Below are 14,366 nucleotides of genomic sequence, written 5' to 3'. Positions count from 1 at the left end.
TCGGCTGTTTTTTGATTTTAACTTGCTTCATAGGTGGATCAGCATATGAAACATAGAATAAAAATGATAATGGTAATTACTATATTACTTAGTTTAATAGGATTTTCCCTGTTTTTCCCTTTTCTTACTGCATTGGTATTTTATGAAAAAAACACCAACGACTTAGTAGCGTTTCTCCCAATTTCAGCAGGAGACACATTCCAGCTGATTTTCACCCACTCAATACACTTGACAGATGTTGTTGAAAAATATGTAGTGATGGACAACCATGACATGAAACAATACGAGATTGTTTATGAGGAATTTGGCATTGGTATGCCTTCAAATGCCCAGGAAGGCGAAACATTTGTCTATGAAAATGGGAAATATCATGTAAAAGATCTGGATAATTACTTTTCCTCGATGAAGGTCAGAAATGGAAAAACGGTTTCTGAGAACCGTCTTGCATGGGAATCCGCCTCACCCGATAAAAACACCTCTGGAGAAACGCACGTCGTATGGTTAAATGACTATTTCGAACCAGGTGCATGGTTTACCTTGAAAGTTGAAGAACTAACCCTATGGGAGTATTTGGAAGGAGTGAAAATTCAATGAGTGAAACGAAAGATCCGAATCAGTTAACGAAAGAACAACAGGAATTATTGGAGAAATATGATGCTGAGTCAAATACTCGTGATGTAGGCGGAATAGTCGGCAAAGTGATCTTTTTTACGTTAATCGCCTTCTCGCTATTCCAGATTTACACAGGAATTTTCGGGCAATATACGGCGTATCTTCAACGCACCATTCACTTGGGCTTTGCGTTATCATTGATATTTCTGTTGTTTCCCGCAAGAAGAAAAACAAAAAAATCATCCATACCTTGGTATGACTATATACTTGTTCTGTTATCGATAATTGTCTGTGGCTATTGGCCGGTATTCTATGATACCCTTGTCCAGCAAATTGGAAGCATCAATGGAACACAGTTAATCATAGGGGGAGTGGCTATATTGCTCGTCCTGGAAGCCGCCAGAAGAGCAGTCGGTCTCCCGATCACAATAATAGCCATACTATTTCTCACCTATGCGTTATTGGGTCCGAATATGCCTGGTATGCTTGCCCATAGAGGGTTGAGTTTGAACCAATTGGTCGACTCAATGTTTTTTACAACGGAAGGAATTTTAGGCACACCATTACAGGTATCCTCCACCTATATTTTCCTGTTCCTTTTATTTGGTGCATTTCTGGTACAGACAGGTGTTGGGCAGTATTTTAATGACCTGGCTATTTCCATAGCGGGGAAACGTACAGGCGGGCCTGCGAAGGTAGCTATTTTTTCTAGTGCATTAAACGGAACAATATCAGGAAGTTCAGTAGCGAATACGGTAACCACCGGTTCGTATACGATTCCGATGATGAAAAAACTTGGGTATCACAAAAACTTTGCTGGAGCAGTAGAAGCAGCTGCATCTACAGGCGGCCAGATTATGCCGCCAATCATGGGTGCGGCAGCATTTCTGATGATTGAATTTGCCGGAGAAAGCTACTGGAATATAGCTAAAGCGGCGACAATCCCTGCTATCTTATATTTTGCTGGAATATGGATCATGACTCATCTTGAGGCAAAAAGAATCGGTCTGTATGGTCTGCCTGACAAAGATATACCACCTAAAGCAACTGTACTCAAAAAAATTCACTTATTACTGCCGATTTTGGCTATTGTATACTTTTTATTCGTAGGAGTCAGTGTGGAAAGAGCAGCACTTTATGGAATTTTAACAACAATTATTGTCAGCCTGTTCAGGAAAGATACACGCATCACTCCAAGTAAGTTTATCGTGGCATTGCAGTCAGGTGCCAGAACCGCCTTGGGTGTTGCTGCTGCAACTGCGTGTGCAGGTATTATTGTAGGTGTTGTGACCAAGACCGGGTTAGGTCTTAAGCTAGGAAATAGTCTCGTAAGCATTGCCGGTACACTTGCCAATTCAATTGAAGCACAATTGCTTTTAACGTTATTCTTTACGATGATCGCTTCGATCATCTTAGGGATGGGATCACCGACTACAGCGAACTACATTATTACGTCAACGATAGCATTGCCTGCAATCCTGGCATTGAATGATAATCTTGAGGTTGCCATCCCGGTACTTGCTGCACATATGTTTGTGTTCTATTTTGGTATTGTCGCGGACATCACACCTCCAGTAGCGCTGGCTGCCTTTGCGGCAACAGGGATATCCGGGGGTGAGCCGATACGAACTGGGTTTAATGCAGCAAAGCTGGCAATCGCAGCATTTATTATTCCGTACATGTTTGTGCTAAACCCTACTCTGCTGATGATTGACGCCAGCTTTTTGGATGTCACCTGGGCTTTACTGACGGCACTAGTAGGTATGATAGCCATTGGGGCCTGTATGATTGGCTATTGGTACAAGCCGCTTAATTGGTTTGAAAGAATCATTACACTGGTAACAGGGTTCATGCTCCTCTATCCAGAAGGAAATACGGATCTTTTCGGTCTGGGAATATTTGCCGTACTTCTGGTGATTCAAATCATTAAAAGAGAAGATAAAAACGACCAATTGAGACGGTTGGGAAGAGAAGCATAGATGAAAATATATTATAATGAAGGTGATTGAGTATATATACTCGGTCACCTTCATTTTCTGTTAATCTATAAGTAAAAAAACAATTGTTTTATAAAGGCTGGTTTCTTATGAAAAAGCAACATGATTTTACGCAAGGAAATATTTTAAGGCAATTATTTATTTTCTCCGGTCCGATCATACTCACAAACCTGCTGCAAACATCCTATCAGTTTATTGACAGCCTCTGGGTCGGTAACCTGCTCGGTGCAAATGCACTAGGTGCAATAGGTGTATCAAGCACGATTATTTTTATTGTGCTTTCATTTATTATCGGATTAAACAATGCTGCACTGACAATATTGTCGCAACAGAAGGGCAAAGACAATGAAGAGGGGTTAAAAAGCTATCTGAATGCATTTGTGGTGTTATTGACGACAATTGCCATCATACTTGGACCTGTCGGCTATCTGTTTTCCGAACAATTTCTATGGCTCCTTGGTACGCCAGAAGAAATGATGGTCCAGGCAAATGCCTATCTTCAAATTAATTTCCTTGGGATCCTATTCCTGTTTGGTTATAACTTTATAAGTACCGTATTACGCTCTCTTGGCGACAGCAAAACACCGCTTCGCTTCGTAACAATTGCCGTACTTTTGAACATCTTTTTGGATCCTCTTTTAATAAGTGGCTTTGATTGGGGAGTGGAGGGTGCTGCATACGCAACGATCCTTTCCCAAGGAATTGCATTTTTATATGGAGTTTTTTATATGCTGCATAAAAAACTTGCTCCATTCAGTCTCCCAAAACTGCCAGCCAAATCAGAAGTTCGTTTGATTCTGAATCTGGGAATTCCCTCTGGCTTGCAGATGTCCGTAATCTCTGCAGGTTCCGCTGCAATCATGAGTGTTGTCACGGTTTTTGGCGGCGGAGTCGTAGCTGGTTTCAGTGCAGCACAGCGTCTTGATAGTGTACTGATGCTCCCGGCCCATGCTCTCAGTACAGCGGTTAGCAGTATGGCAGGACAAAATATAGGAGTTAAAAATTGGCGTCGTGTTAAAGACATTGCTAAATATGGCGTGCTATACAATTTTTCTGTTATGCTTCTCGTAGGAATCATAGTTGCCTTTTTTGCAGAATACGGTATAAAATTATTTATTCGTGAAGAAGAGGCAATTGAATTTGGCACAAGATATTTGCAGATTATTGCACTATGTTATCCGTTTTTGGGTATTAATTTCATTCTGAATGGAATAGTCAGAGCAGCAGGCGCAATGTATCAGGTACTCATTTTGAATATCATCTCGTTTTGGGTTTTACGCTACCCACTCACCGCGTTATTTGCTGGGATTTTTGGTGACATTGGAATTGCGGTGGGGATGGGAATGAGCTTTATCATCAGCAGCATGGTTGCCATTCTTTATTATCGCTTCGGTAAATGGAGGGAGAAGGATTTGTTTAAAACGAGTGGAGCTAATCAATGAAACTAGTTATCAGGCTATTTATGACAGGTATTATATCAGGTTTAATACTCGGAGGATTTTTAAAGCTTGCTGAGCAGTGGACAAGCAAAAAAGTATATGTTCTTTTGATGAATATTGATTATTTTCCAGTTGTTGGAGAGTGGGTTTTAAGTGGGACAATGGAATTCTCTTTGCACTTGATTGTGTCCGTAGTGCTTGTATATGTCTTGTATATTTGGCTCAAGTCTAGAAATATCCAGACAAGACCAAAGCCGTATATCATCATTAATACGCTAATCGGTGGTTTGCTTTATGGTACGACAGCTTTATCGGAGCGGACACCTCGGATTGCTGATCTCGAAGCTTTATTTTATTGGCTTGCGGGGCATATGCTGTATGGTTTTGTCGTTTGGATTCTTATAGTTGTAACAGTTGAAAAGGAAAGATCAGCATGAAAATCAACAAAAAAATGAAACAGGCTTTAAACCAGGTTCTGGGAATAGCTCTAGTGCTTATTGGTGCGTTTCTATTACTGTCATTCCTGACATATGAGAATCCCCTTAATGTTTCGGAAAAGAAATCCCCTATGATCAGTGACGAGGTTTGGAACTACAAACCGGTCGTGGAAAAATATGCCACAGAGTATGAAGTTTCTGAGTATGCAGATGTACTTCTGGCAATGATGATGCAGGAATCCGGGGGGAGAGGGTCTGACCCGATGCAATCCTCTGAGAGCTATTGTGGGAAAAAAGGATGTATCAACGATCCCGAATTATCTATAAAACAAGGAGTCTATTATTTTTCAAAAACTTTGAAAGATGCGAATGGCGACCTGCAATTGGCGGTTCAATCCTATAACTTTGGACGAGGATTTATTGATTATGTAAGAAAAGAAAAGGGTACATATTCAGAAGAGGCTGCCATCGATTTTTCAAGGGAAATGTACGAGACTGCGCCCGACCAATCGATCTATACATGTCTTCGTGAAGAGGCCAAGCAGTATGAGGCATGCTACGGAGACATATACTATGTTCGTTCTGTTATGCAATACAGGGATGTATTAGCAATGGAATTGAGAAACTGGTAAGATAAAGAAAAGCGCAGATAAACCTAGACAAAACAACATATTAACCTATTAGGAGGAGTTAAAATGGTAAAAGCAATCTACACAGAAAAAGCACCAGCAGCAATTGGTCCATATTCCCAGGCAATACAGGCAGGTGACTTCCTATACGTTTCAGGGCAAATCCCAATTAATCCACAATCCGGTGAAGTAGTTGAAGGAATTGCAAATCAGACAAAACAAGTACTTGAAAATTTAAAAGCAATTCTTGATGAGGCAGGTACTGACTTTTCACAAGTTGTTAAATTCACCATTTATCTATCATCAATGGATGATTTTACGAAAGTGAATGAAATCTATGGTGGATTTTTAACAGAGCCGTATCCAGCGAGAGCAACGGTTGAGGTAAGCCGCCTGCCTAAAGATGTTTTAATTGAAATGGACGTTATCGCATATACCAAATAATCAGGAGGAATTCTTCATGGAAAATTTTACGTATCAGAATCCGACAAAACTTATTTTTGGTAAAGGACAAATTGAAAAGCTGTCTGAGGAAATAAAACTTTACGGGAAGCGTGTTCTAATCGTTTACGGTGGAGGAAGCATAAAAAGAAATGGAATATATGATAAAGTTATTAATGAATTAGGTAAAATGGGCGCTGAAATATTTGAATTGTCAGGTGTAGAACCAAACCCGCGTATTTCTACAGTCCGTAAAGGCGTGAAAATCTGTAAGGACGAAGCAATTGAATTTCTTTTGGCAGTAGGTGGAGGAAGTACGATCGATTGCACAAAGGCAATCGCGGTTGGAGCAACGACAGAGGAAGATATGTGGGATGTTGTTACGAAGAAGGTCCAGGTGGAAGGAGCATTACCGTTCGGTACAGTTTTAACACTTGCCGCCACTGGATCGGAAATGAATGCAGGATCGGTAATCACAAACTGGGAAACCAATGAAAAGCATGGGTGGGGGACAGCCTATACATACCCTAAATTTTCCATTTTGGATCCAGAGAACACTTTTTCTGTTCCGCGTGATCAAACGATCTACGGGATCGTTGATATGATGTCACATGTATTGGAGCATTATTTCCATAAGGCGACAAATACACCTGTTCAGGATCGTTTCTGTGAAAGTATTCTATTAACCGTAATGGAAACTGCACCAAAGCTTCTGGAAGACCCGGAAAATTACGATTACCGCTCAACAATCATGCTTAGTGGGACGCTTGCATTAAATAATATGCTGAATATGGGATTCCGAGGTGATTGGGCAACACATAATCTGGAGCATGCGGTATCGGCAGTACACGATATCCCGCATGGTGGAGGATTAGCCATCTTGTTCCCAAACTGGATGAAACATGTTCTGGATGAAGAAAATGCTCCTCGATTTAAACAGCTTGCCGTTCGTGTATTTGGAGTAGATACTACTGGAAAGTCAGATAAGGAAGCGGCACTGGAAGGAATTGACAGGCTCCGTGAATTCTGGACCAGCATTGGCGCCCCATCAACTCTTAGGGATTATGATATTGATGAAAGCACAATTGAATTAATGGCTGAAAAAACAGTTGTAGCCCAACCGGAGTATGGCAGATATAAAATTCTTACCAAACAGGATTCGCTTGATATTTTTAAAGCAAGTCTTTAATTTTACGCGTTGATGGAACTGCGTTATCTGTCCTATCGAAAAGCTGTTGTAAGTGACACAATATGGGTAAACTGCGAAGTAACATCTGTGTGAGATCTCTAATGAAAACAAGTTGCTTCGGCAGCCGCAGCCCGTATACACTTCGCTTTCCGCGGGCGGCTGGTGAGCCCCTTCATGCTAGCGCATTTCAGTGTCTCACCTATGCCTTTCCTCCCGCTGGAGTCTACGTGTATACGGGCTGCTGGTATGGTGTTTTATCAAAATAAATAATTTTGCGCAAGAACAATCAACACATTTGATTTACTTTCAGTGCACGACGTAAATTCTTCCGTAATCAATAGCTATTGGAAGGATAATAATTGGCAGTAATCTTCTAATCAGCTCTGGGAAATACACGGAGACTTCTGCGGGAGCAGAGGCATAGGTGAGACAACGAAGCGCTTTAGCGCAAGTTGGCTCACCAGCCGCCCGCGAAAAGCGCAGTGTATTTCCCAGAGCGGTCGCCGAAGTATCTCGCTTCCATTATTCGTGCCAAAGTTCTAATACAAATAGTAGTTACTTCGCATTATATATCTACTGCGAAGCAAAAAAGGTAAGAAAAGATGCTTAATCCTAAATAAAGATAATTCGACAATATATTTCCTGGGAAATAATTATTGTCGAAAAAAGAAAAGAACCGGCTGTTTTATTGATATACAGCCAGTTCTTTTCTTATTTCTTCTCTTATTTTTTCAAGACATTCTTCCGGGGTTTTACCCCAAACCCGCTTATTGTTAACAAGCGCATATGGACGTACGGCACATAGACCGCAAAATGAAAGACACTCATTCATAAGCACTGCAACTTCAGGAAACTCTGCTTCAATGATACCTTCTATATCTAAAGTAGTGATTGCATTACCGTCACAGACTTCCACAACGACTATGCCCATTGCTATCACTTCTTTCTTTAATAGGTTTTAATAGGACACTGTTAGTTTTAGCATATTTACCGAAACAATTCAATTATTCGGTTCATGATCGGCTCGGAAACATTCATGAAAAGCGGTAAGCAATGATGCTTTCTGTCCTGATTGCGTTGGTAACCCTAAGCATTGAGTTATAATCACCGAGATGAAAAAGAATGAGAATCCTTTGGTGAATTTTCATACTTATACCAGGCAACTAACATGATAACTCCACTAAGTATGAGCAGCATGCTTGTGATGAAGAACACTGATGGGAATCCCCACGCAGCAGCAACGATACCTCCGAGGGCAGGTCCGATAATGTTTCCGAGGAAACGCAGGCTTGTGTTATACCCAAGTACTTCTCCCTGCATGGATAAAGGTGCCTCCTGCCTGATATAAGCAATTCGTAACGGCACAATACCACCAATCGAAACGCCAAGCAGAAATCTTAAAATGACAAGCTGCCAAATATTAGTTACAAATGCACCAGGTAAATAAACGAAACCAGCCACGAATAAGAGAGCGATCAATATTTTGATGTAACCGAGTCGGTCCCCGAGCGTGCCCCATTTACGAGACATAATCAAGTTGCCGAGCCCAGCTGCAGAGAAAGCCAGCCCTGCAAAAAATGCTATATTTGCAGGACCATGAATTTCCTCCACAAATAGAGATAGAATCGGCTGTATGCTGAAATGAGCTATTTGTACGAGAGCAGAGAGCAGCATAACAACTAGCAGTACGGGCCTTTGTATAATATACTGTAAGACTTCTCTGCTGCTGTACGATTTATAATCATTTTTATCATTGGATAATTTGAGTCTCACTTCTTTCACACCGAACATTACAAGAACTCCGGAAATAAAGATGGTTATCGATACCCATTTAAATGTAGTTGTATACCCAAAAGCATCTGCTAATACGCCACCTAGCATCGGCCCCATTAGCATACCCGTTATACTTCCTGTCTGAAGTGTACCGAGAATCTTTCCTGCTTCCTCCTTTGGTGTCTGCGTTGATATGAATGCCTGGGACATCGGAATAAATCCTGTCACGATACCCATAAACAGCCGTAATAAAAAAAGCTGCCATACTGTTGTGGCAAACCCCATAAGAAAAACGGATAGTCCAATTCCAAATGCTGAAATAATCAGGATGTTTTTTCTGCCATATTGATCTCCAATTCTTCCCCAAATGGGAGAGAAGAGGAATGCAGCAATAAACGTTACTCCGAATGTTAACCCCGACCATGTCTGTACATAAGAATCGGAGAAGTCACCCATTGAATCAATATATAGTGAGATAAATGGAATAACCATTGTCATACTGCCACTGACAAAAAAGTTGGCAAACCACATAATAGCCAAATTTCGCTTTACGGTTTGGTCTGTATCTTTGATTCCAAAGACCTTCTTTCTTCATTTTATTTCGCTACCCTAAATATACATCAACACGAAATTTATTTAAAGGTTTCTGCTCACCTAATTACCGTTCTTAAGAAATTAACGGAGAAAATATGTGCATACGAAGCGAAAAACGTTATAATAGAATGACAAACAAGTGATCTTATTTACCTGTACAAGCATACTATTAGTATAGACTGAACAAAAGCGGGCGTGGCTGTTTAGGTGAAAGAGTTAATTGCTGCCAAATTTGTACTTTCTTATTCTTTGAAAAAGGGGATATTAACGATGAAACATAAATTTAAAAGGTTTGGACTGTGTCTTCTGGCATTTACACTAATGATCGGACTTGCTGTTCCGGTTTCAGCAGCTTCTAACACGATCCTGATTTATGGTGAGAAATTAAGTGAGTCACAACGGGAGGAGGTTCGTAATCTTCTTGATATATCCGACAATGAAACAGTAGAAGAACATGATGTAACAGGTCAGGACTATGCAGATTTTATCAATGGAAATCCCAATTCCAACATGTATTCCTCCGCAAGAATCATTCTTGAAGATGAAGGTTCTGGGCTGAATGTCAATATTATCACACCGGAAAACATTACGGAGGTGACCGGAGCGATGTATGAAAATGCCCTTCTGACTGCAGGAGCAGAAAATGCAACCGTTGATGTTGTTTCTCCAGTACAGGTGAGCGGGCATTCTGCATTAACCGGGATCTATAAAGCGTATAATGTAGAAGGCGAGGAACTTGACAAAGAACGCATGGAGCTTGCGAATGACGAATTGAACGTTGCAACAGATCTTGCTGAAAATGAAGATGTCTCCCAGGAGGATGTAAGTACACTTCTTACTGAAATTAAACAAATGATTGCCGAACAAAACCCGGCCACGAGGGAAGATGTGGAGCAGATTGTCAGCAAACAATTGGAAAACCTGGAAATTAACTTAAGTGAAGAGGATCGTCAAATGCTCATTAATCTGGTAGATAAAATGCGCGATTTGAATATTGACTTTGGTGCAGTAAAGAACCAGCTGGAGGATATTGCAAATACGATTTCCGACAAAGCAGATGAACTTGGACTTGATGCAGGATTCTGGGAAAAAGTAGCTAATTTTTTCAGTGAAATTTTTGCATCGCTAAGCAACTTTCTTAAAGGGTTATTTAATTAATGACTGGCAGCAATAAAATAACACGAACAAAAGGACTCATGAAGAACTGAGTCCTTTTGTTATGCCTGGTCTGTGGTTGATAGATGCTTCAAAAAATGACAGCATCAAAAATAGCGATTGCTGTTTTCAAGATAGTAAAGTAGAACTGTTTCATAATGACTTTTTTCTGTGTATTTTGTAATGTATTAGGGATAACAAGGTACTTATGTATCAAATCTATTACATTTGTAATATATAAAGAGATTTTGGTAATTCTTGTAATACACTTTTAAACCTCCTGTAACTGCTTTCCCGAAACTGCTGTGATACGATAGAGACTGTCAGAAAATCAAGGAGGTAAATCAGATGAAAAAATTAGTAGCAGCAATCGTTGCAGGTATCTTTATTACTGGCACGGCTGCAACAACAGTTTCAGCTGAAGAACATCAGGTACAAAATGGAGAAAGTCTATGGAAAATAGCAAACAAGCACAACACTACTGTTGAAGAGTTGATAGATATAAATGATTTAAAATCTACGGTGATCCACCCGAAAGAATTGTTGTTTATTAACGATACATATTCGGTAAAACGTGGAGATACATTGAACAGTATTGCTAGAGAATATAACATATCAGCAGATGAGTTAATCGAATGGAATGACTTAAAAACTGATTTAATCGTTATTGGACAAGATTTATATATTAAAGGTGTAAATGTAGACAGTGAAGATGCAAAACCAGCTGAAACAGTAGCAGCAACAGAAGAAGCTCCAGTAAAAGCACAGAATCAATCAAGCCAAAGTACTGAAAATGAAGCAACAGTCAAATCCCAGGAAGTAGCGGAAAACACAGAACAGGAAACGGAAGGTAAAACTATTTCCGTATCTGCAACTGCATACACTGCAGGTTGTGAAGGATGCTCAGGCGTTACCTATACTGGCGTGGATCTTAACAAAAATCCCAATGCCAAAGTAATTGCTGTTGACCCTAATGTAATTCCATTAGGATCGGAAGTATATGTTGAAGGATATGGCTATGCAACAGCAGCCGATATCGGCAGTGCCATTAAAGGAAACAAAATTGACCTGCATGTCCCTACTAAAGGTGAAGCTTTCGAATGGGGCGTAAAAACAGTTGACGTAACGATTGTCGACTAATCATATTTTCGTGTCCCAATCGTTTCTTGCCAGTAGTTGAAAAAGGAAAGCACTTATATTATGTGCTTTCCTTTTTTGTATGGAATCTAAACATATATGATCTAGTTATAGTTTAATTTCAGTGGAATAACCTTTTTCTTCAATAACTTCATTTGGCTCTTCTGTGTAATCATTATATCCTGCAATACCAATTCCGACAATAATCATTGCAAATAATGCCAGTAATACCTTTCTCATTTAACACTTCCTCCAGCAATTAATATATTTACTATCAGTATAATAGATGCAAGCACAAATCACCATAGGAAAATACAGTAAAAAAGAAATAGTATTCACTTTGGTAGGCAAAATTAAAAATCAAAACACATTAAACATTTAGAATTGTTTGTGTTAAACTTGAAAAAAGGTACACATTTGCAAGAAAATCATTATAAAAACGAAGGAGGGTTCATCATATGACCAGTAAAGCGCTGGACAGTTTCCTCAACGACAATATTGCCGATTTGAAAGCCAGAGGACTTTATAATGAAATCGATACCATTCAGGGTGCGAACGGTCCTGTAATCCGTATTGATGGAAAAGAACTCATCAATTTATCTTCCAATAACTATCTTGGCTTGGCAACAGATGAGCGGCTGAAAAAACCGGCTAAAGAAGCAATTGATTCCCATGGTGTTGGTGCCGGAGCGGTTCGTACAATAAATGGTACACTTGACCTTCATATAAATCTTGAAAAAAAAATTGCCCAGTTTAAAGGGACAGAAGCGGCGATTTCCTATCAGTCTGGGTTTAATTGTAATATGGCTGCGATTTCTGCAGTGATGGACAAAAACGATGCTATTTTGTCCGATTCCTTAAATCACGCATCGATTATCGATGGCTGCCGTCTTTCAAAAGCTAAAATTATCCGTTTCGAACATTCCGATATGGCTGACTTGCGCCAAAAGGCTAAAGAAGCAGTTGAATCTGGCGAATATAACAAAATAATGGTTATTACCGATGGCGTATTTTCAATGGACGGAGATATTGCGAATCTACCTGAAATCGTTAAGATTGCGGAAGAATTCGATCTGATAACATATGTGGATGATGCCCACGGATCAGGTGTTACAGGCAAAGGCGCAGGTACGGTAAAACATTTCGGTTTACAGGATAAAGTTGATTTTCAAATGGGGACGTTGTCAAAAGCAATTGGCGCTATCGGCGGGTATGTGGCTGGCAGGCAAAATCTCATTGATTGGCTGAAGGTTCGTTCAAGACCATTCCTTTTTTCAACAGCAGTTTCCCCGGCAGATGCAATCGCAAGTACAAGAGCAATTGAACTGTTGATGGAAAGCACAGAATTAAATGAAAAGCTTTGGGAAAATGGGAATTATCTAAAGAAGGGCTTAAAAAAATTAGGCTTTCATATCGGCAATAGTGAAACACCAATTACACCTTGCATAATCGGTGATGAGAAAAATGCCCAGAAATTCAGCAAAAGGCTGTATGAAGAGGGAGTATATGCTAAATCGATCGTATTCCCTACCGTACCACGAGGTACAGGAAGGGTTCGTAATATGCCAACAGCTGCCCATACAAAAGAAATGCTTGATGAAGCAATTTCCGTATATGAAAAAGTAGGCAAAGAAATGGGACTGATTTGATTAACATATGACAATCTGGTTAGAGGGGTTGTTGAAATGAAAAAGATTCTAGTAACTGGGGCTCTTGGTCAAATCGGGTCAGAGCTGACTGGTAGATTGCGGGAGATATATGGAGCGGAAAATGTCATTGGTACGGATATACGAAAAGTTGATGGCGTGGAGGATGAAGGACCATTTGAGGCTGTTGACGTAACAGATGGGGAACAATTATGGAATGTGGCGAAAAAGTATGAAGCGGATACAATGATGCACCTTGCCGCACTACTATCTGCAAAGGCAGAAGCGTTTCCAAGAATAGCATGGGATATAAATATGGGAGGCCTGATTAATGCCCTGGAAACAGCAAAAGAACTTAACATGAAATTTTTTACACCAAGCTCCATCGGTGCATTTGGACCAACCACTCCCAAGGATGGAACACCGCAGAATACATTACAGCGTCCTACAACAATGTACGGAGTGAATAAAGTGGCAGGAGAACTCCTATGTGATTATTATCATCACCGATTTGGTGTGGATACCCGCGGTGTCCGTTTTCCAGGGCTGATTTCCCATGTAGCACCACCTGGCGGGGGTACGACAGATTATGCTGTTGAAATTTACTATGAAGCGGTGAAGAAAAAGGAATACACGTCATATATTGCAAAAGGGACATATATGGATATGATGTATATGCCGGATGCACTGGATGCAATCATTCAACTAATGGAAGCGGATACAGAGAGGCTTATCCATCGCAATGCATTCAATATTTCTGCTATGTCCGCGGAACCAGAAGATTTCGCAAAGGCAATTCAAAAACATATTCCCGAGTTCAAGCTGGCATATAAAGTTGACCCAATAAGGCAAAATATTGCAGAAAGCTGGCCAAATTCGTTAGATTCTACCGCTGCAACGAAGGAATGGGGATTTAAAGCGAAGTATGATATTGATCGGATGACTGCCGACATGCTGGGCAAAATCAGCCAAAAGGCATCAGCTGCCGGAAAATAATCTGGACGGCTGAAATCTCTTAAAAAAATAGGGATTTGCTGGCTTGAATCCGATTCGGGAAATAATAACTCACCATTCGCACCAAGAAAATTAGCTTAAACAGTTAACTGGGTTAAACTTCGAATGTTTCTAATAATCCCCTTGTGAATCTGATGAAAATAAGGCTATTTATCAAGATGGTATGCTTTTTAATTATTGCATAGTAGATATAAAATGCGACGTAACATCTATGTTGAGTCTCTAACCTGGTAATGGAAGCAAGTGACTTCGGCAGCCGCAGCCCGTATACACTTCGCTTTTGGTGTGACCCCCAATAGTTGG

Annotated in this window: 14 protein-coding genes; 11 read left to right on the top strand and 3 right to left on the bottom strand. The window is 40.3% G+C overall.

Going from position 1 to position 14,366, the window contains the following annotated elements; translation table 11 throughout:
- Nucleotides 1-45 precede the first annotated feature (45 nt).
- From A4245_RS11350 to A4245_RS11320, 7 genes are all read left to right on the top strand, one after another.
- Nucleotides 46-594, top strand: a complete 549-nt coding sequence (locus tag A4245_RS11350) for a DUF1850 domain-containing protein (protein WP_067727949.1) — start codon at nucleotides 46-48, stop codon at nucleotides 592-594.
- A complete protein-coding gene (locus tag A4245_RS11345; RefSeq protein WP_067727947.1) occupies nucleotides 591-2,591 on the top strand; it encodes a TRAP transporter permease in 2,001 nt (666 codons plus the stop codon). Before A4245_RS11350 ends, A4245_RS11345 begins: the two co-directional genes overlap by 4 nt.
- A gap of 107 nt (nucleotides 2,592-2,698) precedes the next feature.
- The gene (locus A4245_RS11340; RefSeq protein WP_067727946.1) at nucleotides 2,699-4,051 is read left to right on the top strand and encodes an MATE family efflux transporter; all 1,353 of its coding nucleotides are present in this window, start codon (nucleotides 2,699-2,701) and stop codon (nucleotides 4,049-4,051) included.
- Nucleotides 4,048-4,485, top strand: coding sequence for a hypothetical protein (locus tag A4245_RS11335; RefSeq protein ID WP_067727944.1), 438 nt, complete (start codon nucleotides 4,048-4,050; stop codon nucleotides 4,483-4,485). Before A4245_RS11340 ends, A4245_RS11335 begins: the two co-directional genes overlap by 4 nt.
- Nucleotides 4,482-5,117: a lysozyme family protein gene (locus A4245_RS11330; protein ID WP_199860679.1), complete on the top strand. Its 636-nt coding sequence runs from the start codon at nucleotides 4,482-4,484 to the stop codon at nucleotides 5,115-5,117. The genes A4245_RS11335 and A4245_RS11330 overlap by 4 nt, the downstream gene beginning before the upstream one ends.
- Nucleotides 5,118-5,180: 63 nt before the next feature.
- Complete coding sequence (locus A4245_RS11325) at nucleotides 5,181-5,558, top strand: RidA family protein (protein ID WP_067727940.1); 378 nt, start codon at nucleotides 5,181-5,183, stop codon at nucleotides 5,556-5,558.
- 16 nt (nucleotides 5,559-5,574) lie between these two features.
- The gene (locus tag A4245_RS11320) at nucleotides 5,575-6,744 is read left to right on the top strand and encodes an iron-containing alcohol dehydrogenase (protein ID WP_067727939.1); all 1,170 of its coding nucleotides are present in this window, start codon (nucleotides 5,575-5,577) and stop codon (nucleotides 6,742-6,744) included.
- Nucleotides 6,745-7,429: 685 nt separating this feature from the next.
- Here the strand turns inward: A4245_RS11320 and A4245_RS11315 are convergent.
- Nucleotides 7,430-7,675 (bottom strand): YuzB family protein, encoded by a 246-nt coding sequence (locus A4245_RS11315; RefSeq protein WP_067727938.1) that lies wholly within the window; start codon nucleotides 7,673-7,675, stop codon nucleotides 7,430-7,432.
- A 173-nt stretch (nucleotides 7,676-7,848) separates the two neighbouring features.
- Nucleotides 7,849-9,048 carry an MFS transporter gene (locus tag A4245_RS11310; RefSeq protein ID WP_067727937.1) on the bottom strand — a complete coding sequence of 400 codons (1,200 nt, stop codon included), beginning with the start codon at nucleotides 9,046-9,048 and terminating at the stop codon, nucleotides 7,849-7,851.
- Nucleotides 9,049-9,381: 333 nt separating this feature from the next.
- Here A4245_RS11310 and A4245_RS11305 point away from each other — a divergent pair, with 333 nt between their 5' ends.
- Both A4245_RS11305 and A4245_RS11300 read left to right on the top strand, forming a co-directional pair.
- On the top strand, nucleotides 9,382-10,269 hold the full coding sequence (locus A4245_RS11305; RefSeq protein ID WP_067727936.1) for a DUF1002 domain-containing protein: 888 nt from the start codon (nucleotides 9,382-9,384) through the stop codon (nucleotides 10,267-10,269).
- Between the two features lie 345 nt (nucleotides 10,270-10,614).
- Nucleotides 10,615-11,406, top strand: coding sequence for a 3D domain-containing protein (locus tag A4245_RS11300; protein ID WP_067727934.1), 792 nt, complete (start codon nucleotides 10,615-10,617; stop codon nucleotides 11,404-11,406).
- Between the two features lie 105 nt (nucleotides 11,407-11,511).
- On the opposite strand, the gene A4245_RS20795 is transcribed toward A4245_RS11300, so the two are convergent.
- The gene (locus A4245_RS20795; RefSeq protein WP_267886914.1) at nucleotides 11,512-11,643 is read right to left on the bottom strand and encodes a hypothetical protein; all 132 of its coding nucleotides are present in this window, start codon (nucleotides 11,641-11,643) and stop codon (nucleotides 11,512-11,514) included.
- 218 nt (nucleotides 11,644-11,861) lie between these two features.
- Between A4245_RS20795 and A4245_RS11295 the strand changes: the two genes are divergently transcribed.
- On the top strand, nucleotides 11,862-13,052 hold the full coding sequence (locus A4245_RS11295) for a glycine C-acetyltransferase (protein WP_067727933.1): 1,191 nt from the start codon (nucleotides 11,862-11,864) through the stop codon (nucleotides 13,050-13,052).
- Between the two features lie 36 nt (nucleotides 13,053-13,088).
- Complete coding sequence (locus tag A4245_RS11290) at nucleotides 13,089-14,045, top strand: L-threonine 3-dehydrogenase (RefSeq protein ID WP_067727931.1); 957 nt, start codon at nucleotides 13,089-13,091, stop codon at nucleotides 14,043-14,045.
- Nucleotides 14,046-14,366 lie beyond the last annotated feature (321 nt).

The organism is Oceanobacillus damuensis, from assembly GCF_001618145.1.
In the GTDB taxonomy this organism is placed as follows: Bacteria; Bacillota; Bacilli; order Bacillales; family Amphibacillaceae; genus Oceanobacillus; species Oceanobacillus damuensis.
Note: the sequence above shows the minus strand (reverse complement) of the source record. Positions and strands in the feature narration are given on the sequence as shown.